Annotated in this window: 26 protein-coding genes; 12 read left to right on the top strand and 14 right to left on the bottom strand. The window is 72.0% G+C overall.

The features are described 5' to 3' along the window. Positions 1-32: 32 nt before the first annotated feature. Positions 33-986, bottom strand: coding sequence for a HAMP domain-containing sensor histidine kinase (locus AC07F0_RS08775; RefSeq protein ID WP_478976070.1), 954 nt, complete (start codon positions 984-986; stop codon positions 33-35). A gap of 276 nt (positions 987-1,262) precedes the next feature. Here AC07F0_RS08775 and AC07F0_RS08770 point away from each other — a divergent pair, with 276 nt between their 5' ends. Continuing rightward, positions 1,263-1,571: a TraR/DksA C4-type zinc finger protein gene (locus tag AC07F0_RS08770; protein WP_478976068.1), complete on the top strand. Its 309-nt coding sequence runs from the start codon at positions 1,263-1,265 to the stop codon at positions 1,569-1,571. A gap of 59 nt (positions 1,572-1,630) precedes the next feature. Beyond that, complete coding sequence (locus AC07F0_RS08765) at positions 1,631-2,005, top strand: TraR/DksA family transcriptional regulator (protein ID WP_478976066.1); 375 nt, start codon at positions 1,631-1,633, stop codon at positions 2,003-2,005. Positions 2,006-2,136: 131 nt separating this feature from the next. Here AC07F0_RS08765 and AC07F0_RS08760 read toward each other — a convergent pair whose 3' ends face one another. The 4 genes from AC07F0_RS08760 to AC07F0_RS08745 all read right to left on the bottom strand — a co-directional run bounded on the left by AC07F0_RS08760 (position 2,137) and on the right by AC07F0_RS08745 (position 5,311). Then, entirely contained in the window at positions 2,137-3,174 is a 1,038-nt protein-coding gene (locus AC07F0_RS08760) for an SPFH domain-containing protein (RefSeq protein ID WP_478976063.1), read from the bottom strand. Positions 3,175-3,178: 4 nt separating this feature from the next. Continuing rightward, on the bottom strand, positions 3,179-3,610 hold the full coding sequence (locus AC07F0_RS08755) for an NfeD family protein (protein WP_436729227.1): 432 nt from the start codon (positions 3,608-3,610) through the stop codon (positions 3,179-3,181). A 245-nt stretch (positions 3,611-3,855) separates the two neighbouring features. Next, entirely contained in the window at positions 3,856-4,428 is a 573-nt protein-coding gene (locus AC07F0_RS08750; protein ID WP_478976060.1) for a DM13 domain-containing protein, read from the bottom strand. 145 nt (positions 4,429-4,573) lie between these two features. Beyond that, positions 4,574-5,311 carry a flavodoxin family protein gene (locus AC07F0_RS08745; protein WP_478976057.1) on the bottom strand — a complete coding sequence of 246 codons (738 nt, stop codon included), beginning with the start codon at positions 5,309-5,311 and terminating at the stop codon, positions 4,574-4,576. Positions 5,312-5,527: 216 nt separating this feature from the next. On the opposite strand from AC07F0_RS08745, the gene AC07F0_RS08740 reads away from it, so the two are divergent. Both AC07F0_RS08740 and AC07F0_RS08735 read left to right on the top strand, forming a co-directional pair. Then, the gene (locus AC07F0_RS08740) at positions 5,528-6,259 is read left to right on the top strand and encodes a YqjF family protein (protein ID WP_478976267.1); all 732 of its coding nucleotides are present in this window, start codon (positions 5,528-5,530) and stop codon (positions 6,257-6,259) included. A 4-nt stretch (positions 6,260-6,263) separates the two neighbouring features. Continuing rightward, a complete protein-coding gene (locus AC07F0_RS08735) occupies positions 6,264-6,908 on the top strand; it encodes a hypothetical protein (RefSeq protein ID WP_478976265.1) in 645 nt (214 codons plus the stop codon). Here AC07F0_RS08735 and AC07F0_RS08730 read toward each other — a convergent pair. From AC07F0_RS08730 to AC07F0_RS08715, 4 genes are all read right to left on the bottom strand, one after another. Beyond that, a complete protein-coding gene (locus AC07F0_RS08730) occupies positions 6,892-7,335 on the bottom strand; it encodes an SRPBCC family protein (RefSeq protein ID WP_478976054.1) in 444 nt (147 codons plus the stop codon). The two genes, AC07F0_RS08735 and AC07F0_RS08730, sit on opposite strands and share 17 nt — an antisense overlap. Before the next feature lie 2 nt (positions 7,336-7,337). Beyond that, on the bottom strand, positions 7,338-7,688 hold the full coding sequence (locus AC07F0_RS08725) for an ArsR/SmtB family transcription factor (protein WP_274821440.1): 351 nt from the start codon (positions 7,686-7,688) through the stop codon (positions 7,338-7,340). Beyond that, positions 7,685-8,143: an SRPBCC domain-containing protein gene (locus AC07F0_RS08720; protein ID WP_478976051.1), complete on the bottom strand. Its 459-nt coding sequence runs from the start codon at positions 8,141-8,143 to the stop codon at positions 7,685-7,687. Before AC07F0_RS08720 ends, AC07F0_RS08725 begins: the two co-directional genes overlap by 4 nt. 94 nt (positions 8,144-8,237) lie before the next feature. Beyond that, positions 8,238-9,455: an acyl-CoA dehydrogenase family protein gene (locus AC07F0_RS08715; protein WP_478976048.1), complete on the bottom strand. Its 1,218-nt coding sequence runs from the start codon at positions 9,453-9,455 to the stop codon at positions 8,238-8,240. Positions 9,456-9,592: 137 nt separating this feature from the next. On the opposite strand from AC07F0_RS08715, the gene AC07F0_RS08710 reads away from it, so the two are divergent. The 7 genes from AC07F0_RS08710 (at position 9,593) to AC07F0_RS08680 (ending at position 17,188) form a co-directional block, all read left to right on the top strand. Continuing rightward, entirely contained in the window at positions 9,593-10,429 is an 837-nt protein-coding gene (locus tag AC07F0_RS08710) for an enoyl-CoA hydratase/isomerase family protein (protein ID WP_478976045.1), read from the top strand. A gap of 94 nt (positions 10,430-10,523) precedes the next feature. Continuing rightward, positions 10,524-11,156: a hypothetical protein gene (locus AC07F0_RS08705; protein WP_478976042.1), complete on the top strand. Its 633-nt coding sequence runs from the start codon at positions 10,524-10,526 to the stop codon at positions 11,154-11,156. Continuing rightward, positions 11,153-13,747 (top strand): putative PEP-binding protein, encoded by a 2,595-nt coding sequence (locus AC07F0_RS08700; RefSeq protein ID WP_478976039.1) that lies wholly within the window; start codon positions 11,153-11,155, stop codon positions 13,745-13,747. Before AC07F0_RS08705 ends, AC07F0_RS08700 begins: the two co-directional genes overlap by 4 nt. Then, positions 13,744-14,862: an acyl-CoA dehydrogenase family protein gene (locus AC07F0_RS08695; RefSeq protein ID WP_478976036.1), complete on the top strand. Its 1,119-nt coding sequence runs from the start codon at positions 13,744-13,746 to the stop codon at positions 14,860-14,862. Before AC07F0_RS08700 ends, AC07F0_RS08695 begins: the two co-directional genes overlap by 4 nt. Before the next feature lie 18 nt (positions 14,863-14,880). Further along, positions 14,881-15,315 (top strand): Zn-ribbon domain-containing OB-fold protein, encoded by a 435-nt coding sequence (locus AC07F0_RS08690; RefSeq protein WP_478976033.1) that lies wholly within the window; start codon positions 14,881-14,883, stop codon positions 15,313-15,315. Next, the gene (locus AC07F0_RS08685; protein ID WP_478976031.1) at positions 15,312-16,466 is read left to right on the top strand and encodes a thiolase family protein; all 1,155 of its coding nucleotides are present in this window, start codon (positions 15,312-15,314) and stop codon (positions 16,464-16,466) included. The genes AC07F0_RS08690 and AC07F0_RS08685 overlap by 4 nt, the downstream gene beginning before the upstream one ends. A gap of 17 nt (positions 16,467-16,483) precedes the next feature. Next, positions 16,484-17,188 carry an SDR family NAD(P)-dependent oxidoreductase gene (locus AC07F0_RS08680; RefSeq protein ID WP_478976028.1) on the top strand — a complete coding sequence of 235 codons (705 nt, stop codon included), beginning with the start codon at positions 16,484-16,486 and terminating at the stop codon, positions 17,186-17,188. 6 nt (positions 17,189-17,194) lie between these two features. On the opposite strand, the gene AC07F0_RS08675 is transcribed toward AC07F0_RS08680, so the two are convergent. Beyond that, positions 17,195-17,920 (bottom strand): TetR/AcrR family transcriptional regulator, encoded by a 726-nt coding sequence (locus AC07F0_RS08675; protein WP_478976025.1) that lies wholly within the window; start codon positions 17,918-17,920, stop codon positions 17,195-17,197. 143 nt (positions 17,921-18,063) lie between these two features. Here AC07F0_RS08675 and AC07F0_RS08670 point away from each other — a divergent pair, with 143 nt between their 5' ends. Further along, entirely contained in the window at positions 18,064-18,669 is a 606-nt protein-coding gene (locus AC07F0_RS08670; RefSeq protein WP_478976022.1) for a TetR/AcrR family transcriptional regulator, read from the top strand. A gap of 16 nt (positions 18,670-18,685) precedes the next feature. On the opposite strand, the gene AC07F0_RS08665 is transcribed toward AC07F0_RS08670, so the two are convergent. The 4 genes from AC07F0_RS08665 to AC07F0_RS08650 form a co-directional block, all read right to left on the bottom strand. After that, a complete protein-coding gene (locus AC07F0_RS08665; protein ID WP_478976019.1) occupies positions 18,686-20,104 on the bottom strand; it encodes a 2-oxo acid dehydrogenase subunit E2 in 1,419 nt (472 codons plus the stop codon). Positions 20,105-20,109: 5 nt separating this feature from the next. Next, complete coding sequence (locus AC07F0_RS08660; RefSeq protein ID WP_478976016.1) at positions 20,110-21,135, bottom strand: alpha-ketoacid dehydrogenase subunit beta; 1,026 nt, start codon at positions 21,133-21,135, stop codon at positions 20,110-20,112. 5 nt (positions 21,136-21,140) lie between these two features. After that, the gene (locus AC07F0_RS08655) at positions 21,141-22,145 is read right to left on the bottom strand and encodes a thiamine pyrophosphate-dependent dehydrogenase E1 component subunit alpha (RefSeq protein WP_478976013.1); all 1,005 of its coding nucleotides are present in this window, start codon (positions 22,143-22,145) and stop codon (positions 21,141-21,143) included. A gap of 103 nt (positions 22,146-22,248) precedes the next feature. After that, the gene (locus tag AC07F0_RS08650) at positions 22,249-22,698 is read right to left on the bottom strand and encodes a VOC family protein (protein ID WP_478976010.1); all 450 of its coding nucleotides are present in this window, start codon (positions 22,696-22,698) and stop codon (positions 22,249-22,251) included. Positions 22,699-22,751 lie beyond the last annotated feature (53 nt).

The raw sequence follows: 22,751 nt of genomic DNA, 5'->3' as shown, positions 1-22,751 counted from the left end.
CGTCGTGGTCGTCGTGGTCGCTTCGGGCATGGTCAGGGCTGCTTCCTGGATACGGGCGCGGTGAGCTGGACCCGGGTGCCGGTGTCGGGTGCCGGGGTGATCTCGAGGCTGCCGCCGATGAGCAGGGCCCGCTCGCGCATGCCGCGGATGCCGGCGCCTTCTCGGGGGGCCTCGACGCCGCAGCCGTCGTCGGTGACGGCCAGCACCACCCGGTCGTCGGTGTGGTGCAGGGCGACGGTGACCCGGGCGGCGTCCGCGTGCCGGGCGACGTTGGTCATCGACTCCTGGGCGACGCGGTACAGGACCAGTTCCGTCTCCGGCCCCAGGACCGGCAGGTCGGCATCGAAACGACGGGTGACCTGCAACCCGGTGTGGGTGGCGAAGTCCTCGGTGAGCGAGGTCAGCGCGCTGACCAGGCCCAGGTCGTCCAGCACACCGGGCCGCAGCCTGCGCGCCAGGCGGCGGACCTCGTCCAGGCTCTCCCGGGTGATCTCCTGGGCCTCGTGCAACTGCTCGCGCAGCGGCGGCGGTGCCTCGTCCGAGGCCCGCTTGAGCTCCAGCAGGATCGCGGTCATGCTCTGGCCGACCTCGTCGTGGAGTTCCTGGGCGATGCGGCGCCGTTCGGACTCCTGGGCCAGCAGGGCCCGGGCACTGCTGGTGGCCCTTTCGTGCTCCAGCCGCTCCAGCATGGCGTTGAACGTACGGATGACCTCGGTGATCTCGCCGCCGCCGGATGCGGGCAGGCGCTGGCCGGGACGCAGCAGGTCCACGGTGGTCATCAGCTTCGTGAGCCGGCCCAGCGGGGCCAGGCCGAGCCTGAGGAGCGCGGCGTTGGCGACCAGCATGACGACCAGGCCCCCGACGAGGATGATCGCCTCGGTGAGCAGGACGGGCACGGAGACGGTCACCGGGGCCCACAGCAACAGAGCCGTGGCCGTGCCCAGCACGACGGCGTTGAGGGCGAAGATCCGCCAGAACAAGGACAACCGCCCTCAGCCTCTCTCCCGGAAAACCCCTGAAAACCCCGGAAAACCCCTGGAAACAACCCCTGCAAGGAGCCTGCCAGGTCCCGATCGCCCCGTCGATGGGGCCCGACCCCCATTTCGCCGGTCGTGCACCACTCACGACGCGGCCGCGTGGATGCCCCGCCCCGGCACAAATGGGCCCCGCGCCCGATAGGTATCCGCCACCGGCCCGGCCAGGGTGGAAGAGACACCAACCGCCCAGGTGTGCCGCTTGTGCCGCCGAGAAAGGGACCGACCATGTCGCTCGATGTCACCCGGGCCGAGCCCCGTCTTCACGACGCCCGCCAACGCCTGGAGCACGCCCGCACCTCACGGCTGGCGCAGTTGCGGGCCCTCGACGAGACCGGCCCCAGCGCCGACGACCCCCTGCTGGCCGTCCAGAAGGCCGCGATGGAGCGGGTCCTCCAAGAGATCGAGGAAGCGTTCGCCCGCCTTGCGGACGGCACCTACGGAACGTGCCTGGGCTGCGCCAAGCCCGTCCCCGCGGAACGCCTGGAGATCCTCCCCTACACCCGCTACTGCGTCGCCTGCCGCCGCGCCGCCTGACCGGCCGACTTGCCCGACGCCCGTACCGACCTTCTACGCCCTGCCTCAAAAGGGGTGACGTGGTGACCGACCAGACCATCGGCGAGAGCACGACCCACCTGTCGGCCGACGACCTCGCCGCGCTGCGTGAGAACCTCCACGAGCAGCGTCTGTTCCGCCAAGAGCAACTGCGCCAGCTCGCCGGACCCGCCACCTCCCGTGCCGAGGACCGGCACCGGCGGCAGGCCGCCGCGCAGGCGGAGGTCCGCGTCAAGCTCGCGGCGTCCGCCCGTATGGTCCTCGCCGACGTCGAAGCGGCTCTCGCCCGCATGCGGCAGGGCTCCTACGGCACCTGCCACCTGTGCCGGCGCCCCGTCGACCGGCAACGGCTGATGATCGTGCCGCAGGCCCGCTACTGCGCCCGCTGCCAGCAGGTCAAGGAGACACTCCCGTGACGGCGCACACCACCTGTCCGACACGGCTGCCCGGCCCGGCAGCCTGAAGGGCTGCCGAAGGACGACTTCGCGCAGGCCGCCGGTCCGGCACCGCCACCGCCGCGGGGTCCTCGCGGAGACGCCGTCGGCGGTCAGCGAGGCGGTTGGGGCGGGAGGGCGTCGGGGCCGGCGCCCTCGGCCTTGGCGGCGTCGGCGAGGGCCGCGGCAGCGGCCCTCGCCGCCTGTGCGGTGTCGTCGGCGGCCTGGGCGGCCATGTCGTCCGAGGGCTTGTCGACGGTGGCCGGCGACCGGGGCAGCACCTCGGTGAAGGCTCGGGACATCCCCTGGAGTGCGGCGGTGATCTCGCTGGGGATCACCCAGAAGTTGTTGCCCGGGCCTTGCGCGAGCTGGGGCAGCGTCTGGAGGTACTGCCAGGCGAGCAGCTTGGGGTCGGGGTCGTTGCGGTGCACGGCCTGGAACACCTCGTCGATGGCCCGGGACTGGCCCTCGGCCTGGAGGATCGCGGCGGTGCGGTTTCCCTCCGCGCGCAGGACGGCGGCCTGCTTGTCGCCTTCGGCGGTGAGAATCTGCGACTGGCGTTGTCCCTCGGCCCCGAGGATCGCGGCTCGCTTGTCCCGCTCGGCTCGCATCTGCTTCTGCATCGCGTCCTTGATGGACTGCGGGGGGTCGATGGCCTTGATCTCCACCCGGTTGACCCTCAGTCCCCACTTGCCGGTGGCCTCGTCCAGCACGCCGCGGAGCTGGCTGTTGATGGTGTCCCGTGAGGTGAGCGTCTTTTCCAGGTCCATGGATCCCACGACGTTGCGCAGGGTGGTGACGGTGAGTTGTTCGACCGCCTGAAGGAAATTCGCGATCTCGTAGAAAGCCGCTCGCGGATCCGTGACCTGGAAATACAGAACGGTGTCGATCTCGACGACCAGATTGTCCTCGGTGATGACCGGTTGCGGTTTGAAGGAGACGACCTGTTCCCGTAGGTCGATCACCGGATGAACCCGGTCGATGTAAGGGATCACGAGGCTGAGGCCGGGATTCAGGGTCCGGTGGTAGCGGCCGAGCCGCTCGACGTTACGAGCACGCGCCTGCGGCACGATTCGGACCGCCCGCACCACGGTGAAAACCGCGATCAGCGCGACGATCAGGCCGGCAATCAGAAGCGCCGAGGTTTCCATGGTTTCAGTCCCGGGGGTAGACGATCGCGGTGGCGCCGCTGATCTCCATGACGTCCACGGTCTTTCCAGCAGGAATCACCAGCGTTTCGTCGTAGGCCCGGGCCGTCCACTCCTCGCCGTCGATGCGGACCCTGCCGCCCAGGCCCGTCACCTCCGAGACGACATAGGCGGCCCTGCCGACGAGTGCGTCCACGCCGAACCGCTCCGTCTGAGGCTGGAAGAGGTGGCGCAGTGCAATGGGGCGTACGAACAGCACGGTGACTGTGGCGACGACGGTGAACACCAGGAATTGCAACGGCAGTGGCAGCCCGACGGCGGCGGAGCCCGCCGTGACCAGCGCGGCCGCACTCAGCATTCCGAGCGCAGCGGTAAGGGTGAAGATCTCCGCCGCGGCCAGCACGGCTGCGATGATCAACCAGATCAGCCATGGGTCCATTGCGTGCCTCTCCTGACGGCGCCGGCGCGGAGAGCCTGACTCCTACCATTGGACCCCCGGATCGGACGGCCGCGATAGTCCTGGGAAAGGAAATCCTGACGGCGGGAATTTCAGGGCGCGCGTCTCAGAGGTGCACAAGGTTCGCCAACAATCTCGTCCAACGGGTGCCGGTCTTCTGCCCGGATCCCGCCGATAAGGCATGACTGCGCGGCCCAGGTCGGCTCTCGGCCGACCGGGCCGCTCTGTCAGACTCGGGCAAGCTCGGCGGCGCCGAACGAGACGTCGAAACGGTCGCACCAGATACTCACGCTGTCGTAGCTCGACGGATCCACGTCAGGGGGCAGAGCGTAGTTCTGACTTCCCTTGTTGCCCTTCAGTTTGCCGAGGCTGACGTACTTCCCGTCGTCGAAGACGTGCCACCCGTCCTGCCCCTGCTTCACCGGCGCGTCGGTCAGCCAGACGCGCAGGTCCGGTCCGTTGCTGGTGTCGAGGTTCTCCAGCCGGAGGACATGGGAGCCGTCGGCCAGCCGTACGAGCTTCACCGTGCCCGCTGTCGCGTGCTCGTGACTGATCAGCTCACCACTGGCCAGCGTCTGCGGGCCGGTGGCCGGGGAGGGCGGCTCGGACGGCTCGGCCGAGGGCGCCGCGGCGGGAGGAGCGGAGTTCTCCACGACCCCGGGCAGCGCCTCTTGGACGGTCTCGTCCTGCCACAGCTTCCACGGCTGGAACCAGTACAGCCCGAAGCCGACCCCGGCGACCACCGCCACCAGCACCGCGATGGCCAACGGCCCGGTCCATGCCTTGCGCACGCGCCCCATCCCCACTCGTCTCCCCCCTGTGACGTTCCTGTTGTTCTCCCATTCAACGGAGGCCGGCGGCCGGGCAGTACCCCGCGGCTGATGACGAAATCCTTACGTCGCACCGTCGGCCCCGGGGATGGAGAACAGCGGGACCCGGTCCCGCTCAGCGATGCTCGGGGTTGTCCGCCCCCGGTCGGCACCCCGCGTCCCATTCCGTGCGCTGGTTGCCGTGGGCCGGGATCCCCCCGGCGCGTTTGAGCAGGGCCGCCAGGTGCATCAGGTTCCAGGTCATGAAGGCGGTGTTGCGGTTGGTGAAGTCGTTCTCCGGGCCGCCCGAGCCGGGGTCCAGGTACGAGGGGCCGGGCCCGGCGGCGCCGATCCAGCCCGCGTCGGCCTGCGGCGGGACGGTGTAGCCGAGGTGCTGGAGGCTGTAGAGGACGTTCATGGCACAGTGCTTGACGCCGTCCTCGTTGCCGGTGATCAGACACCCTCCGACTCGTCCGTAGTAGGCGTACTGGCCCTGGGAGTTGAGCAGGCTGGAGCAGCTGTACAGGCGCTCGATGACCTGCTTGGTGACGGAGCTGTTGTCACCCAGCCAGATGGGTCCGGCCAGGACCAGGATGTCCGAGGCCATCACCTGCTCGTACAGCGCCGGCCAGGCGTCGGTGGCGAAGCCGTGCTCGGTCATGTCGGGGTAGACGCCCGGTGCGATGTCCTGGTCGACCGCGCGGACGACCTGCGTGGCCACCCCTTGCGCTTCCATGATCGCCCGGCTTTTGTCGATGAGTCCCTGGGTGTGGCTGAGCTGGGGCGACGGCTTGAGCGTGCAGTTGATGAAGAGGGCGTGCAGGTCGTCGAAGCGGTATCCGTCCTCGGCGGACGGGGCCGGCGGTGCTGCCATGGCGGACTCCGGGGGTGAGCGGTCAGGGGTGAGGGGCGGGTGCCAGCGGCAGCGTCTCGCGTCAACCGGGCGCTGTCCGGTTACGACGCACCGGCACCCGTGTGCTGTCCCGACGACCTGCGCCTCGCCGTTCTCGTCGAGGATCCCCACGATGATCGTGGAGCCGGGCCGGCCGACCTCGCGTTTCCGTCCGCCACCCCGGGAAACCCGCCAGGTGTGGTCGCCTATGGAGCCGAGCAGCGGGTGCGCGTTCCCGCGCTGCGGGCCGGCTGGCTGAGGCAGACGTTCGTCCACTGGGCCTTTCCGCCGGACGCGGTCCAGGCGCTGTTGCCCGAGGAACTGGTGGTGGACGAGTACGAGGGGGCGGCCTGGGTGGGGCTCACTCCCTTCGTGATGGCTGATGTGCGCCCTCCCGCGGTGCCCGCCCGGGTGCCGGGGCTCGCGGCATTCGCGGAGACCAACCTGCGGACCTTCGTCCGGCAGCGGGACGGGACGGACGGGCTGTGGTTCCTGTCCATCGAGGTGGCCTGCCCGCTGATGCTGGCGGCCCGGGTCGTCGGCGCGCCGTACCATCCGGGCACGCTGAGCGTCTCCCTGGACGGGGACGCCGTTTCGTACGCCGGGTCCAGATGGGCCGGCGAGGCCTCCTACCGCCTGGTGGTCCGGCCCGGTGACCCGATCGCACCCACCGAGCGGGACGTGTGGCTGACCTCGCGCTGGCGGGCGTACACCCGTCGGCTCGGCATGCTCTGGGAGACGCCGGTCGAACACGAGCCCTGGCCGCTGGCCGGCGCCGCCGTCGACGTGCTCGAGGAGACGCTGACCAGCGCGGCTGGCCTTCCCGCGCCCAGCGCCGAGCCCCTGGTGCACTTCTCGGAAGGAGTACGGCACGTGCGGCTGGGGGTGACGAGGCCGCGTGTCCCGGCGCCGGGCCGGTCCGGGGGGTAGCGCCCTGAGCCGCACGCGCGGCACCCGCGGAGGGCGCTCGCGACTGCGCTTCGACGGCTGGATCGCGGGCGTGGGCACCTCCTCGGGGACGCGCGTCGTGGTGGGGCACTGGCAGCGGTCGCCGTTCGGGCCGTTCAGCGACGTGATGATCGAGCGGGCCGACGGGGAACGGCTGCTACTCGCCCCCACGCGCCGGACGGCGGACTTCGTCAGTGGCGCCTACAGCTTCGACACGGTGCGTGTCGTGCCGGTGGAGGTGAGCGTCGCGGACGACACCTGGACCGTCACCGCGGGGCCTCTCGAGCTGGGCTTCACCGTGGGCCGGCGAGGGCCGCTGGGCGTCCTCTTGGCGGCCGTGCCCGGCGCGCTCGCCGCCCGCCCGGCATGGGCCGCCCTGACGAACGGGCCCGCCCGTCTGCTGCCGACCCACGTACGCACCCGCGGCCGTACCGGCGCGCGACGCCGCGAGTGGTACGGCGTACGGGACATACGGCCGGTCGGCGCGGTGTCCGCGGTCTTCGAGGGCCTCGACCTCGGTGCCATGGCACCGGTCGAACCACCCGTGCGCTTCGGCTTCGGGTCGGTGCCCCGGAAACCCACGCTCACGCGGGTCACGACGACCGTGGCCCCAGCTAGTGCCAGTCGCTGATCCGGATGTCGTCGGGTGCGGGCCTGCCGCGTCCGGTCTCCACGAAGTCCTTGAGGCTCAGCAGGAAGGTCGCCCACTTCGTGCTGCAGTGGTGCATGAACTCGACCGGCTCACGCCAGCCCTCGTGCTTGAACAGGACGATCGTGTAGTCGTCGCGCCGGCTGAGGTTCCAGTCGATCTCGGTCCCGATCCACTCCGCGGGGCCGTCCGTGACGCGCCACCGCACCCGGCCGACCGGGTCGAGCTCCAGGATCTCCATGTCGAAGCCGCCGACGTCGCCGAAGCGGAACGCCAGCTGACCGCCGACCTCGCTCTTGCCGGTGGTGTCGGTCGTCCACCAGCCGGCGAGGCCCTCGGGCGTCGCGATGGCACGGTAGACGTCGTCCAGCGGCGCGACGGCGCCGATGCGATGCAGGATGTCGGGCATCTTCATTCTCCTTCGGTGTGGTTGCGGCTGCGTTCGATCGCCTCCGCGATGTGCTTGATCCGGCGCAGTCGGGCGTCCCAGGACGTGCCGACCGCGGCCAGTTGCGCGGCCGCGCGGGCGAGTTGTGCCTCGTCGACCCGGTAGCGCCGCTCACGACCGGCCGGCTCGGCACGGACCAGCCCGACCCGGTCGAGGACGGCGAGGTGTTTGGACACGGCCTGCCGGGTGAGGGGCAGGCCCGCGCTGAGTGAGGTGGCCGTTCCGGCTCCGGACGCGAGGAGCAGGTCGATCAGCGTGCGCCGGGTGGGGTCACCGATCGCCGACCACAGCTCGTCGTCGACCGGCGTGCTCATGAGGCCGACACCAGCCGCGCGATGTAGGCGCCCAGTCTGGGGATGTAGTGGTCCCACGCGCTCGCGTGATCGCGGTAGTGCTCCTCGAGTACGGCGATCTCCCAGCCCATCTCGCGGAACCCGGTCTCGGTCATCCGCACCCGCGTCCCCTGCTCGGCCGGGAGCAGGTCGAAGGTGACCAGCAACGAGTCCCCGCCGCGTTCGGCGCCCGTGTAGCACCACCTGAACGAGAAGCGCGACGGCGGGTCGACCTCGACGACGGTGAGCGCGACGGTCATCGTCTGGCCGGTCGTCTCGTCCCGCCAGAAGAGCTCACCGGGCGCGCCCGGGACGGACGTGAACCGCGCGTCGTCCGGCCACCACTCCCGCATGTGCTCCGGCCGGCTGACGACCTCGAAGACCACCTCCGGTGGTGCGTCGACGTGGATCTCGCGCTCGATGCTGCCGTACTCCATGCCCGAACCCTTTCGCAACCTTTAGTTGCGTATCAGAGTACGGCAGGGGGCAGCCATGCGCAACATATGGTTGCGCATGGGCTGAGCTCCGTCGTCAGCCGTCCGCGACGCCCGTACGCGGCTGCCGGTAGGGTCGCAGCGCGCGGCGCGCTATGGCGAACCGGTGCGTCTCCGACGGGCCGTCGTAGATGCGGAACGGCCGCACCTCCCGGAACAGGCGGGCCAGTGGGGCGTCGGCGGCCGAGATGCCGAGCGCTCCGCAGATCTGCACCGCGCGGTCGACCACCCGGTTCACCGCTTCCGCCACGAAGGTCTTGGACACCGAGGTGAGCTGCGAGGCGGCCGCGGAGCCGGTGTCCAGTTCCCAGGCGGCGCGCAGGATCAGAGCGCGGCTCGCCTCGATGTCGATCTCGGAGTCGGCCAGCATCTGCTGGACCATGCCGAGGTCGCCCAGCGCCGAGCCGAACGCCATCCGGCTCCCCGCCCGCTCCAGCGCCACGTCCTGGGCGCGGCGGGCAGCTCCCAGCCAGCGCATGCAGTGCGTCATCCGGGCGGGACCGAGCCGGACCTGGGCACCCTCGAAGCCGTGGTCCACCGCGCCGAGCACCTGCTCCTCCCCCACCACGCACCCCTCGAAGGCGATCTCGCTGTGCCCGGCGAAGAGCGACTCGTCGAGGGTCTCGATGGTCCGGACGAGGCGCATGCCGGGATTGCCCGCGTCGACCAGGAACATGGTGGCGCCGCCCGGGTCGCCGGGACTGCCGGAGGTGCGGGCCATGACGATGGCGAAGCCGGCCCCCTCGGCACCGGTGATGAACCACTTGCGCCCGTCGATGCGCCAGCCGCCGGGAACCCGGGTCGCGGTGGTCCGCAGGGAGCGGGGATCGGCACCCGCCCCGGGAGCCGGTTCGGTCATGGCGAAACAGGACCGCGCTTCCCCCGCGGCGAGCGGGCGCAGATACCTTTGCTTCTGCTCTTCGGTGGCCACCTTCTCCAGCAGGTGCATGTTTCCCTCGTCAGGGGCCGCGCAGTTCAGCGCCAGCGGTCCGAGCAGGGAGTAGCCCGCCGCTTCGAACACCACCGCCTGCCCGCGCAGGTCGAGCCCGTGTCCGCCCCAGCGCGCCGGCACGTGGGGAGCGAAGACTCCCGCGTCACGGGCCGCCTTGTGCAGTGTCTCCCGCAGGGCCTCGGGGGCGTCGTGCACGGACCCGCCGCACTCGCGCTCGGCCGGAATGACCACCTCGCGCACGAACTCGGCTATGTCCGAGGCGAGTTGAGTGACAGTCGGGTCTACATCGAACTGGATGGACACGGGACCTCCCGCCGACGGGCGTACGGGCATCGGGTCCCGTCGCATCTAGAAACTGTATAGCGTCTTAAGTATCTTGCCTGGAAGCACCGAGGACGGGAAGCACCCGGCGACGGGAAGCTACGACAGGAGAAGCACCCATGAGCCTTGCCGTGAGCACCGAGCCGGTCCGGATCGTCCGCCACCCCGACCGGGTCGTCGAGCTGAGACTCGACGACCCGGGACGGGGCAACGCCCTGGACCTGCGGACGGCCGAGACCTTGCGGGACAGCGCGCGTGAGGTGGCCGCGGACCCGGGCGGCGCCGTGCTGCTGCGGGCGTCGGGCGGCAGCTTCTGCGTGGGCGGTGACCTGCGCGCCTTCGCCGGTCGCGGCGCCGGGACCGGCGCCTATGTCCATGCCGTGGCGAGCGCCGCGCACGCGGCGGTACAGGCCCTCTACGAACTGCCCGTCCCGCTGGTGACCGCCGTGCGCGGCGCGGCCGCGGGCGGCGGGATCGGCCTGGCGCTGGTGGGCGACATCGTCCTGGCGGCCCGGTCCGCGCGGTTCCGGCTGGCGTACACGGCGATCGGGCTGACGCCGGACTGCGGAGCCTCCTGGTTCCTGCCCCGCCTGGTGGGCCCCCACAGGACGGCGGACCTGATCCTCACCAACCGGGTCCTGACCGGCGACGACGCCGAACGATGGGGCCTGGTCTCCCACTGCGTGGAGGACGAGGAACTGGACGACACTGCACACCGGACCGCGGCCGGCCTGGCCGCCGGCGCCGGTGACGCGCTGCGTGCCGCGAAGGGCTTGCTGCGCGCCGGCACGGCGGACGAACTGACCCGCCACCTCACCGAAGAGGCACGGCTGATCGCCTCCCTGGCGGACGGCCGGGAGGCGCGGGACCGCATGGCGTCGTTCCTCGCCGCGCGGCAGCGCCCGCAGGCGGGCGACGTGCGGACCGAGACCGGCGCATCCGAAAGTGTTTCTTGAGTCCCTCTTCACTAACAGGCTCGCCGAGGCGTAACCTCCGGGCAACACAGATCCGAGGAACCGGTGACCACAGAACCGGGGAAAAGGTGTGGCGATGCAATCTGCTGCCGTGGGCCTTCCGGACGCTCCCGACGAGCTGCTCGGCGAAGCCGTCGTCGACCTCGTTCTGCGGGGCATGTGGCGCGGCCGGCCGGAGTCCGAGCACCGTCCGCTGGTCGACGCCGGGCTGGCGATGGTGAAGGGTCCGGTGGTGCTGCCGACCGAGCGGGCCAAGGCCGCCGCCGCCCGGATCCTGCGGGTCCCCGCCGGCTCCGGTCAGGAGGCGCGGATCACCGCCGCCTACGAGGCGTTCCTGCCGGTCAACCGGAAGATCCGCGACGTCTGCACGGCCTGGCAGTGCCGCCCCGACGGCACCGCGAACGACCACTCCGACGACGCCTACGACGCCGAGGTACGCGAGTCGCTGGAAGACGTGCACGAGGCCATCCAGCCCGTGCTGCGCAGGCTGGAGCGGGTACTCGCGGGCAGCGGACGGTACCTCACGGCCCTGGAGGACGCCCTCGAGCGTTTCGACGACGGCGCGACGGCGTGGCTGGCCTCACCCTTGTGCGACTCGTACCACACGGTGTGGATACGGCTGCACCAGGAACTGCTGCTCGTGCTGGGGATCAGCCGGGCCGAGGACGAGGCCCTGGAAGAGGCACTGGTCACCAGGAGCCGGGGGTGAGCGTCGCCGACCGCGAAGCGGGCCCGCTCGCCCAGTCCGCCGCTCCGCTCGCGCCCTCCGAGGCCCCCGGCCGGGTCCTGGTGCCCTACGGACAGGGCCGGATCCGCGGCCTCGACGCCGACGAGCTGGGCGCGCACGGCGCGGCGATGGACCGGCTGGTGGCCCTCGGGCTGCCGGTCGTGCCGGGGCTCACCGTACCCGCGGGCTCCTCCGCGTCGCTGGGCGAACCCGACACCGCCGAGGCCGCCGTGGATCTGGTCGAACAGCTCTCGGGGCGGCGCATCGGCGACGCGACCCGGCCACTGCTGCTGCGTCTGTCGGCGAGCGCGCCGACCGAGATCGCGGGACTGCCGCCCGACCTGGCCTGTCTCGGCGTGACCACGGGCAACGCCGACGACCTGTGTGCCGTCATCGGGCGCGCGGAGGCCTTGTACGAGGTGTGGGCCGCCACCGTACGGATGATCGCCGAGTACGCCCTCGACGTGTCCGGCGCGGTGCTCGACGACGCTCTTCTGGACACGCCCGAGCCGCGGGCGCGGGTCGAAGCACTGCTCTCCCTGGTGGCGCGGCACGGCTCCCGGCCCTTCCCGGACGACCCGGCGCAGCAGCTCGCGCTGGCCGCCCGCGCCCTCCTCAACCGGTGGGAATCGCCGCGCGCGCGAAGGTCCCGCCGAGCCCAGCGGCTCCCCGCCGACCTGACCCTCGCCCTGCACGTGCAGGCGCTGCGCATCGGCCCGGCGGACCACTCGGGCCACGGCACGGCGGTCAGCCGCGATCCCGACACCGGGCGGCTCTTCCCCCAGGGCTTCTTCTTCCGGGGAGTGCGCCGCAGCGCCCCGCCGCCGCACACCGGTGAGCCGCTGGACCGGCTCGCGGGCGGGGCAGCGCTGCTGGAGCACTCCCTGCTCACCCTGGAGCGCCATCTGCGGGCACCGGTGTCGGTCGACTTCGAGATGCGCGACGACGAGATCTCCCTGCTCGCCGCCTCGGCGCAACTGCGCCCACCGCTCAGGGCGGCGGTGTGCCTGGCCGCGGACCTGGCCCGGGACGGGGCACTCGGCCGCGAGGACGCCGTACGGCGGATCACCCCCGCGCAGGTGCAGGAACTGCTGCACCCCCAGCTGCGGCTGACCGGCGGGGAGGACCTCCTGGTGAGGGGGCTGCCCGCGTCCCCGGGAGCAGCGACCGGAGCGGTGGTGCTGTCCAGCGAACGTGCCCTCGAACTGGCCGCGGACGGCACCCGGGTCGTGCTCGTGGCCGCCGAGACGACCCCGGCGGACGTCCCCGGGATGCTGGCCTCCGCTGCCGTGCTGACGGGCAGCGGCGGGATCGCCTCGCACGCCGCCGTGGTCGCACGGGGTGCCGGCAAGCCCGCGGTGTGCGGCGCCGAGGGGCTCCGGGTGGACCCGGCCGCCGGGACGGTCCGCTTCGGGGAGCGGACGGTGCGCGAGGGCGACCCGGTCTCGCTGGACGGCCGTACCGGCGCCGTCTACGCCGGGACCCTGAGCGTCAGTGTCGCCGGACCGCCGCCCGAACTGTCCACCCTGCTGGAGTGGGCGGACGGCATGCGCCGACTGGGCGTGCGGGCCAACGCGGACACGGCCGCCGAGGTGGAAACGGCCCTCGCCCTGGGCGCGGAGGGGGTCGGACTGTGCCGTACGGAACACCAGTTCCTCGGCGAACGGCTGCCGCTGATCCGCCGGGTGCTCCTGGCCGCCGACCCGACCGCCCGCGACGAAGCCCTGCCGGCGCTGGAGCGCGCGCAGCACGAGGACTTCCGCGCGCTGCTGGCCGCCGTCGGGAACCGCCCGGTGACCGTGCGCCTGCTGGACGCCCCGCTGCACGAGTTCCTGCCCGCCCCCGGACAGGCCCTGGACGCGGGCGAGGAGCAGCGGGCCGCCGCGCTGCGCGAGGCCAACCCGATGCTCGGGCTGCGCGGGGTGCGGCTGGCGCTGCTGCACGAGAGGCTCTACCCGGCGCAGGCCGAGGCGCTCTTCACCGCCTGGGCCGATGTCGCCGCCACCGGAGTACGGCCTGAGCTGGAGGTGATGATCCCGCTCGTCAGCCTGCCGGAGGAACTCGCCGCCGCGGCCGCGTACGTGCGCGGAGCCGCCGAAGCGGTCGCCGCCCGCACCGGGGTGGAGGTCCCCTACCGGCTCGGCACGATGATCGAGACCCCGCGGGCCGCGCTGCTGGCCGGCGAACTCGCCGAGCACGCCGAGTTCTTCTCCTTCGGCACCAACGACCTCACTCAGCTCACCTACGGGTTCTCCCGAGACGACGTCGAGCGCCAGGTGCTCGCCTCGTACCAGGAGCGCGGGTTCCTGACCGCCAGCCCCTTCGCCCGGCTCGACCCGCACGGGGTGGGCGCACTCGTCGCCCTGGCCGCCGAACGGGCACGGAGCGTACGGCCCGGCATCAAGCTCGGTGTGTGCGGTGAGCACGGCGGGGACCCCGAGTCGATCGCCTTCTGCGACGACGTCGGCCTCGACTACGTCTCCTGTTCCGCGCACCGCGTACCGGTGGCCCGCATGGCCGCCGCGCACAGTGCCCTGCGGCAGCGGCAGGACGAGGGCGGGAGCGCACGATGACGAGCACCACGACCGAGGGCACCGCCCTGTCGGACACCGAGCTGGACGATCTGCGCGAGACCGTGCGGTCGGTGTGCGCCGACGCCGGCGGCACCGCCGCGGTCCGCCGGATGCCCGAGGAAGCCCCCGGCATCGACGCCGAGTTGTGGGACACCCTCGGCCGGCAGGTCGGCCTCGCGGCCCTCGGCCTGCCCGGGTCGGCGGGAGGCATCGGCGGCCTCGCCGAGATCACCGCCGTCTGCGAGGAGCTGGGCAGGACGCTGGCACCGGTACCGCTGCTGTCCTCCACCGTCCTGGCCGGGCAGGTGCTGGCCGGCTGCGGTACGGCCGACAAGGCGCTGGCCGAGCTGGCCGAGGGGACCGTGCACGCCCTGGCGGTGGCCGCGCCCGACGGGAGATGGCGGCCCGACGCCGTGCCGGTGGCCGTCTCCTGGCAGGGCGGTGTCCCGCTGCTGGACGGCACGGCGCCGTTCGTCCTCGACGGCGCCGACGCCGAGGCGCTGGTGGTGGCCGCGGCGGGGGCCGACGGCGTGGACCTCTTCCTGGCCGACCCGCGCGAGCCCGGGGTCACGGTGCGCCGGGTGCCCACCCTGGACCTCAGCCGGGGCCAGGCGGTGGTCGCCTTCTCCGGGGCCCGGGCCAGGGCACTGACCGCCGGCGGCGAGGCAACGGAGATCGTCTCCCGCGCCCTGGACGTGGCGCTGATCGCCCTGGCCGCCGAACAACTCGGCGGAGCACAGGCCGCGTTGGACATGACGGTGGCCCATGTGCGCGACCGCACCCAGTTCGGCAGGGCGATCGGCGGCTTCCAGGCGGTCAAGCACGCCTGCGCCGACATGCTGCTCCAGGTCGAGGCCGCACGCTCGGCCGTGGTGCGCGCGGTCCTGGCGGACGGCTCACCGGAGGCGCTGGCCGAGGCGGCGGCGGTGGCGCAGGCGTGGTGCGGCGAGGCATTCGTCTCCGTCGCCGCCGAGTGCGTGCAGTTCCACGGCGGGATGGGCTTCACCTGGGAGCACGACGCGCACCTGTACTTCCGGCGCGCCCAGTCGGACGCGGTCCTGCTGGGCGGCGCCGCACACCATCGGGAACGGCTGGCCGGGCTGCTGGGCTGGTGACGTGGAAGGCGGGACGGCATGGCCACCAGACTCATCGACGAGTCACTGTTCGCGAGCGGGGAGTTCGGCGACGGGGATCCACCGCGTCTCGTGGGCGCCCGCTGCTCCGCGTGCGGCACCGTCGTCTTCCCCCGGCAGGAGTCCTGCCCCAGGTGCCCGGACGGGGCGATGTCCGCGCGGGTGCTGCCGGTGAGCGGGCGGGTGTGGTCGTGGACGCTTCAGGCGTTCCCGCCGAAACCGCCGTACCGGCCGCCGTCCGGCGGCCACCGGGCCTACCACGTGGGCTATGTGGATCTCGGTGAGGTGCTCGTGGAGGCGCGTCTGGCGGTCCCCCGCGCGCAGATCCGGATCGGTCTGCCGGTCCGGCTGACCACCGTGCCCGCGTACCGGGACGAGGACGGGACCGACGTGCTGACCTTCGGGTTCCGCGCGGAGCTGGACGGGGAGCGATGAGCCGGCCCGACGACGTGTACGTGGTCGGTTGCGGGATGCATCCCTTCGGCCGCGACGAGAGCGTCACCGGAATGGACATGGCCGAGCGTGCGATGCGCGAGGCGCTGGCCGACGCCGGTGTCGCCTGGGAGAACATCGGTTACGCGGCCGGCGGCTCCGACGTGTCCGGCAAGCCCGACACCCTGGTGGGCCGGCTGGGCCTGACCGGAGTGCCGTTCGTCAACGTGCAGAACGGCTGCGCGACCGGCGCCTCCACCGTGCTCACGGTGGCCAGCGCGCTGCGCGCGGGCGAGGCCTCCGTGGGACTGGCGGTGGGGTTCGACAAGCACGAGCGGGGCGCGTTCCACGTCTCCGCGGCCCGCTACGGCCTGGGCAACTGGTACGCCGAGACCGGCATGATGCTCACGACCCAGTTCTTCGCCCTCAAGACCCGGCGGTACCTGTACGAACACGGGATCTCGGAGGGGGCGCTGGCGAGGGTGGCGGCGCGGGCCTTCCGCAACGGCTCGCACCACCCCCTGGCGTGGCGGCGCAAGCCGCTGACGGAGCAGGAGATCCTGGACTCCGCCGAGGTCAGTCCCCCGCTCACCCAGTACATGTTCTGTTCGCCCGGTCAGGGCGCTGCCGCGCTGGTGCTGGCGCTCGGCGACCGCGCGTTCGACCTGTGCGAACGACCGGTCAGGCTCGCGTCGCTGGCCTTCCGGACCCGGCGGTTCGGTTCGTTCGAGGTGTTCTCGCCCTGGCTGCCGCCGGGACCGCACCGCAGCCCCAGCGTGGACGCCGCGGAGGCGGTCTTCCGCACGGCGGGGCTGCGGCCCGCGGACGTGCAGGTGGCCCAGTTGCAGGACACCGACAGCGGCTCGGAGCTGATCCACCTGGCGGAGACCGGGCTGTGCTGCCACGGCGAGCAGGAGGCACTGCTGGCCGCGGGAGACACCGATCCCGCGGGCCGGATACCGGTCAACACCGACGGCGGCTGTCTGGCCGGCGGGGAGCCCGTCGGCGCTTCCGGGCTGCGTCAGTTCCACGAGGTCGTACGGCAGTTGCAGGGCCGGGCGCCCGGTCTGCAGGTGCCCGGCGCGCCCCGGGTGGGCTTCACCCATGTGTACGGGGCGCCCGGGATCAGCGCCTGCTCGGTCCTCACGGTGTGAAAGGGGCGGACACCGCCATGCGGCACGACGGCAGAACCGCACTCGTCACGGGCGGGGCCCGGGGAATCGGGCTGGAGATCGGCCGGCGACTCGCGGACCGGGGGCTGCGGGTCCTGGTCGCGGCGCGAAAGCCGGAGGCCGCCGAGAAGGCGTGCCGTGCCATCGGCCCGGCGGCGGTGCCGCTGGCCCTGGACGTGACCTCCGCGAGGAGCGTCACCGAAGCGGTCCGGGACGCGAGGGAGCTGAGCGGCGGGATCGACGTGCTGGTGAACAACGCCGGGGTGTCGCTGGACGGGGATCTGCGGCCCCCTTGGGTCGACGAGGACGTCCTGCACGCCACGCTGGACACCAACTTCACCGGTGCCTGGAGGATGGCCCAGGCTGTCGTGCCGGGCATGGTGGAAGCCGGCTACGGACGGGTCGTGAACGTCACCAGTTCGTACGGTTCCCTGGCGCTGATGGACTCCGGCCGGCGTCCCGCCTACCGGGTCTCCAAGACGGCGCTCAACGCCCTGACCCGCATGCTCGCCGCCGAGCTGTCCGGCACGGGCGTCCTGGTCAACGCCGCCGACCCCGGCTGGACCCGCAGCGGCATGGGCGGTCCCTCCGCCCCGCGCGGTCCGCGGGAGGGGGCGGACACCCCGGTCTGGCTGGCAACCCTGCCCGAGGGCGACGAGACGACCGGCGGGCTGTTCGCCGAGCGCAGGCCGCTCGCCTGGTGAACCGCCTCAGCTCCGGGACGTGGCCGGCTCGGCCGACTTCGCGGATTTCGCGGATTTCGCGGATTTCGCGAATTTCGCCGATGTCGTGGATTTCGCCGGTTTCTGCTCCGTGGCGACGATGCGCAGTGCCAGCTCCCTGACCGCCTCCAGCACCGAGCGGGAGGGCAGCCGGGACAGCGGTCCCCCTTCCGCCCGCAGCGCGGTGACGAGCATGGTCGTACTGATCAGGGTGCGGACCGCGAGCGCCTGTGACGCGTGCCGTACCTTCGCCGCCCGGGGGCTGCGGGTGGTGCCCTCGGGCAGATAGTCGTAGCCACGCTGGATGTGCCGCTGCTCGAACTCGTCCCGCAGCACCTTGACGCTGCCGTTGGCGGAGGCGACCTGGACCTGGTACAGGCGGGCCTCGTCCGGGTTCTGTTCGACCCAGTCCCACACGGCGTCGATGACGCGGATCAGCCCCTCCGCGTCACCCGGTTCGGACTCGGGACGGGCCGCCTCCACGACCGCGTTCAGCTGGTCGAACACGCGACGCATGGCGAGTTCGAGCAGCTCCTCCTTGCCGTCGAAGTGGTAGTAGACGGCCGTGGGCACCACCTGGGCCTCGTCCGCGATGTCCTGGATGCTGGTCTCCGCGAAGCCGTTGCGGCCGAACACCCGCACGGCGGCGGTGATGATGTGCTGCCGCCGCGAGGGTCGGTGGGCGGGCTGCTTGCCGTTCTTCGTGCTGGCCATCATGCTCCCTGCCGGCTGCCGTGACCCCGCGTCCGCGGGCCCTGTGTACTGCCCATGCTATCCAGTAACTCCGACCGGCCGGCGGAGTAATTCCTGCTGCGCTTGGGCTTACGGGACGCTCGCCGCCCGGCATACTTGACACCATGAAGACCTCCGGAGCCCGCGCCGCTCACCGTCCGTCGCGCAAGCAGTGGGTGATCGAAGCAGCCACCGAGCTGTTCGCCACCCAGCCGCCGGACGAGGTGACGGTGGCCGACATCGCCGCTCGCGCGGAGATGACCTCGGCAGCGGTGTACTACCACTTCTCCTCCAAGGACCAGGTCCTGGCAGAGGGGATGCGGGCGTTCGCCACCGCACTGCGCGAGCAGTTGCAGGCGCTCACGGAGGCCCATGAACCCGGCTCGGACGTCGGTGCGGCGGTCACCACGCTGCTGGCCTGGCTGGGCGAACACCGTTCCGCCGCCACGGTGTTCTTCGTGTCGTCGGCCGGCATGAGCCAGGAGGCCGAGGCGCTGCGCCAGGAGAGCCGCAGCGAGTTGCTGGACGAGCTGGTGCGGCTGATCCGCAAGGCCCGTACGTCCGTCACCGACGCCGAGGCGGCGGTGATCGGGCTGGGCCTGCTGGCGCTGCTGGAGACCGCGGCGATCTCACAGGTCCGGGGCGACGACGTGTACCGGTCGCTGGGGCACCGCTCGTTCGTCCGCGAGGTCGGCGCTCTCGCGGAGCGGATCGCCGACCCGGCCTCCTGAGGGCCCGTCCGGCGGATCACACCAGCAGCCGGAGGGGCCTGCGCAGCAACTCACCGACTGTGCGCAGGTATTCGGCGGCGGGTGCCCCGTCGACGGCACGGTGGTCGAAGGTGAGGCTCAGGGTGAGCACGCGCGTACGCAGCGGCCGGTCGTCCGCCCACTCGACGCCGTCCCTGAGCCTGCCCACCCCGAGGATCGCGACATTGCCCGGGTTGATCACCGGGGTGAAGAAGTCGACGCCGTATCCGCCGAGCGAGGTGACGGTGAAGGTGGCCCCTTCCAGTTGTGCGGGGGAGATCCGCCCCTCGCTCGCGGCCTGGGCCAGGGCCCTGGACCGGCGGGCGATCTCGGGCAAGGGGAGTTCCACGGCATCCTCGATCACGGGGACCATGAGGCCGCCCGGAACGGCCACGGCGAAGCCCAGGTGGACGCCGTCGAGCAGATGGATGCCGTCCTCCCGCACCGTCGCGTTGAGCAGCGGGTGCTCGCGTAGGGCCAGGGCGGCGGCCTTCAGCAGGAAGTCGTTGAGGCTGGGCACCGGCAGATCGCTGTCGGCCCACTCCTCCTTGAGCCGGTCCCGCAGGGACACCACGGCGTCCATCCGCACCTCGAAGCCGTGCGTCAGCTGGGCCATCTCCTGGAGGCTGGCGTGCATCCTGCGGGCGATGGTGCCGCGCATCCCGGTGAGCGGGAGGACGTCGCCGGGCCGAGGGGCCGCGTCCCGGCGAGGAGGGGCCGGGGTGACGGCGTCGAGGTCGGAGCGGCGGATCCGGCCGCCCGGCCCGGTGCCGTTCACCTCGGACAGGTCGATGCCCCGTTCCTTGGCCAGCTTGCGGACCAGCGGCGAGGAGGAGGTACCGCGCGGCGGGGCCGGTGTACCGGGGTCGCCGGGGAGGGCCGCGGGGAACTCCTCCAGGTCCTCGGAGACGATCCGGCCGCCGGGTCCCGTGCCGCGTACGGCGGTGAGGTCGACGTCGGCAGCGGTGGCGACCCGCCGGGCGTTGGGTGAGGACAGAAGCCGGCCGGCGGTGCCGTTGGCGGAGGGCACCGCGGGAGCAGCGCCGGTGCCGGTGCCGTTGACGGAGTTCACCGCCGGAGCAGCCCCGGCGTCGGTGCCGTTGAGCGCGGGCGGCGCGGCACCCGCACCGGCCCCGGACCCGGCGGGCATCGGCGTACCCGCCGGGTCCGGTGGCTGCTCGCCCTCGGCCAGCAGCCAGCCGATGAGGGCCCCGGTGGGGACGGTGACGCCCGCCGCCACCACCGGGTGGAACAGTCCCCCGGCCTCCGCCTCGACGTCCACGTCGACCTTGTCGGTCGCCAGCCTCAGCAGGGCGTCGCCCTCCGCGACGGCCGCGCCGACCGGCACGAGCCATTCGTCGATCGTGCCTTCCTGCATGGTCAGACCGATCTTCGGCAGCAGAACCTCGACCGCCATGTCGGTCACGACCTTTCGAGGAGACGCCGGCAGCCCTGGGCGATGCGGGCGCGATCGGGCACGTACGCCTTCTCCAGGACCGGGGAGAAGGGAACCGGGGAGAAGGGGGCGCCGATGCGCAGGACCGGTGCGTCCAGGTAGTCGAAGACGGAGTCCTGGATCTGGGCGGCTATCTCCGCGCCGAGCCCGCCGAAGGTGACGGCCTCGTGCACCACGAGCACCCGGTTGGTGCGGCGCACGGAGGCGAACATCGTCTCGGTGTCCAGCGGCTGCACGCTGCGGGGGTCGATCACCTCGATCTCCACGCCCTCGGCCGCGAGTTCTTCGGCCGCCGCGAGGGCCTCCCCCACCATGCGGCCCAGGGCGATCACCGTGACGTCGGAGCCGTGCCGTGCGGTGTGCGCCTGGCCCAGCGGTATGCCGTAGATCTCCTCGGGCACCTCGCTGGTGCTGCCGAGCAGGACCTTGTTGAGCATGATGACGACCGGGTTGTCGTCCCGGATGGCCGAGACCGTCAGGCCCTTGGCGGTGAACGCGTCGCTGGGCATGACCACCTTGAGGCCCGGCACGTGGGCCAGCCAGGCCTCCAGGCTCTGGCTGTGCTGGGCCGCGGCGCCGAGGCCCGCTCCCGAGGCGGTGGTGATGGTGAGCGGCACGGACAGCGCGCCGCCGAACATGTACTTCATCTTCGCCGCCTGGTTGACGATCTGGTCGAGGCAGACGCCGATGAAGTCCATGAACATCAGGTCGACGACGGGCCGCAGGCCCCGGGCGGCGGCTCCCACACCGAGTCCGACCAGGGCGGCTTCGGAGATCGGGGTGTCGATCATGCGGCGGGGGCCGAACTCGTCGAGCAGGTTGTCGAACATGCGGAAGACGCCGCCGTATCCGGCCACGTCCTCGCCGGCGACGAACACGTTCTCGTCCTCGCGCATGGCCTGGGCGAGGCCCTCGTTGAAGGCCTTGACGTAGGACAGCTTGCGGGGGGCGGCGACCGGGGTGACGGCCGGTGCCTCGGTGGTGGTGGTCATGGCGGTCATCCCGAGTAGACGTTGAGGAGCAGGTCGGCGGGGTCGGGCAGCGGGCTCGCCTCGGCGTACGCGATGGCCTCGGCGATCTCCTCGCGCGTGCGCTGCCATACGTCGTCCAGCTCCGCACGGGTCGCGGTGCCGTCGGCGACGGCCCGGACCTCCAGCACGTCGATGGGGTCGCGCGCCTTCCACTGGGCGACCTCCTCGTCGGAGCGGTAGGGGTGACGCAGGCCCTTGACTCCTTGGTGATCGAAGAAGCGGTAGGTCTTGGCCTCGATCATCATCGGGCCCGCGCCGGCCCGGGCCCGTTCCACGGCTTCGACGGCGGCCCGGTGGACGGCGACCGCGTCCATGCCGTCGACGATCACGCTGGGCATGCCGTAGGCGGCGGCCCGGTCGGCGACGTCGGTGAGCAGCATGTGCCCGGACTGGGGGGTGAACTCCGCGTAGCCGTTGTTCTCGCAGACGAAGACCACGGGCAGGCCGAGGATCGCGGCCATGTTGGCGCCCTCGTGCCAAGCGCCGATGTTGGTGGCGCCGTCACCGAAGAAGGTCACGGCGACGTTGTCCTCGCCCTTGTACCGGGCGGCGAAGGCGGCGCCCACGGCGATCGGGACGCCGGCCCCGACGATGCCGTTGGCGCCGAGCATGCCGCGGGTGAGGTCGTTGATGTGCATGCTGCCGCCGCGGCCGAGGCAGGCACCGGTGACCCGGCCGTACAACTCGGCGTACATCGCGCGGAAGCCGACGCCCTTGGCCACGGCGTGCCCGTGGCCGCGATGGGTGGAGGTGATCTGGTCGTCGTCGCGCAGGGCTGCCATCACGCCGGCGGCGACGGCTTCCTGGCCGACATACAGATGCAGGAAGCCGGGCAGTTTTCCGGCCTCCATGAGCTTTCCCGCCTCGGTCTCGAACAGCCGGATGCGCACCATGCGCTCGTGCAGGTCCTTGATGACCTGCGCGCTGACCTGCGCGGATTTCTTCGACGCCGTTGACACTCGTTGAGCCACCGTCCGCCCCTTCGTCCGAGGGAGGTTGCCAAACAATCGGACTTACTTGTGCTGGTCTACAGTAACCAGCACTGGGCACCTTACTGAACAGCGTCTCTAATTACTACGCCTCTGCCCCGGGTTGCCGGCCCCGCACGTCCACCCACTCCACGGCGTTGCCCTCCGGATCCGCCCAGAAGCTGATCCGCCGGCCGCGCGCCCGGACGACGACCGGGTCCGACACAGGCCGGGCACCCGCGGCCCGCAGCGCCTCGACCACCGGGTCGATGTCGTCGAAGTGAAAGGTGAGATACGACAGGCCCGGACGCCCGGCCGGCAAGGCCGACGCGCGCTCCGGCACCCCCGCCGACCGGGGAAGGATCAACTTGACGCACTCCCCGGAGGGCACCCGCAGCCAGGTGACCACCAGCTCTCCGCCGAGCCCGGCCGGACCGCCGACGGCCTCCGGTACACCCGAGCGGCGCTCGGCGCGGCAGGCGAGCACGTCGCAGCAGAAGCGCTCCATCAGCTCCAGGTCCCGTACCACCACGCCCACCTCGAACGGCAGGGTCATGACCATCGCACCCACCCCCATGGGACACCGAGCGGCAACTTCGCCACTTTCTA

It is taken from the genome of Streptomyces sp. NPDC045955, assembly GCF_056430805.1.
This window is presented reverse-complemented; position numbering and strand designations above follow the sequence as displayed.

Bases quoted from the DNA above. Each gene is read 5' to 3' on its own strand.
- AC07F0_RS08770 (WP_478976068.1), top strand. From the start codon at position 1,263: ATGTCGCTCGATGTCACCCGGGCCGAGCCCCGTCTTCACGACGCCCGC.
- AC07F0_RS08760 (WP_478976063.1), bottom strand. From the start codon at position 3,174: ATGGAAACCTCGGCGCTTCTGATTGCCGGCCTGATCGTCGCGCTGATC.
- AC07F0_RS08755 (WP_436729227.1), bottom strand. From the start codon at position 3,610: ATGGACCCATGGCTGATCTGGTTGATCATCGCAGCCGTGCTGGCCGCG.
- AC07F0_RS08750 (WP_478976060.1), bottom strand. From the start codon at position 4,428: ATGGGGCGCGTGCGCAAGGCATGGACCGGGCCGTTGGCCATCGCGGTG.
- AC07F0_RS08745 (WP_478976057.1), bottom strand. From the start codon at position 5,311: ATGGCAGCACCGCCGGCCCCGTCCGCCGAGGACGGATACCGCTTCGAC.
- AC07F0_RS08730 (WP_478976054.1), bottom strand. From the start codon at position 7,335: ATGCCCGACATCCTGCATCGCATCGGCGCCGTCGCGCCGCTGGACGAC.
- AC07F0_RS08725 (WP_274821440.1), bottom strand. From the start codon at position 7,688: ATGAGCACGCCGGTCGACGACGAGCTGTGGTCGGCGATCGGTGACCCC.
- AC07F0_RS08720 (WP_478976051.1), bottom strand. From the start codon at position 8,143: ATGGAGTACGGCAGCATCGAGCGCGAGATCCACGTCGACGCACCACCG.
- AC07F0_RS08710 (WP_478976045.1), top strand. From the start codon at position 9,593: ATGAGCCTTGCCGTGAGCACCGAGCCGGTCCGGATCGTCCGCCACCCC.
- AC07F0_RS08705 (WP_478976042.1), top strand. From the start codon at position 10,524: ATGCAATCTGCTGCCGTGGGCCTTCCGGACGCTCCCGACGAGCTGCTC.
- AC07F0_RS08695 (WP_478976036.1), top strand. From the start codon at position 13,744: ATGACGAGCACCACGACCGAGGGCACCGCCCTGTCGGACACCGAGCTG.
- AC07F0_RS08690 (WP_478976033.1), top strand. From the start codon at position 14,881: ATGGCCACCAGACTCATCGACGAGTCACTGTTCGCGAGCGGGGAGTTC.
- AC07F0_RS08685 (WP_478976031.1), top strand. From the start codon at position 15,312: ATGAGCCGGCCCGACGACGTGTACGTGGTCGGTTGCGGGATGCATCCC.
- AC07F0_RS08680 (WP_478976028.1), top strand. From the start codon at position 16,484: ATGCGGCACGACGGCAGAACCGCACTCGTCACGGGCGGGGCCCGGGGA.
- AC07F0_RS08675 (WP_478976025.1), bottom strand. From the start codon at position 17,920: ATGGCCAGCACGAAGAACGGCAAGCAGCCCGCCCACCGACCCTCGCGG.
- AC07F0_RS08670 (WP_478976022.1), top strand. From the start codon at position 18,064: ATGAAGACCTCCGGAGCCCGCGCCGCTCACCGTCCGTCGCGCAAGCAG.
- AC07F0_RS08665 (WP_478976019.1), bottom strand. From the start codon at position 20,104: ATGGCGGTCGAGGTTCTGCTGCCGAAGATCGGTCTGACCATGCAGGAA.
- AC07F0_RS08660 (WP_478976016.1), bottom strand. From the start codon at position 21,135: ATGACCACCACCACCGAGGCACCGGCCGTCACCCCGGTCGCCGCCCCC.
- AC07F0_RS08650 (WP_478976010.1), bottom strand. From the start codon at position 22,698: ATGACCCTGCCGTTCGAGGTGGGCGTGGTGGTACGGGACCTGGAGCTG.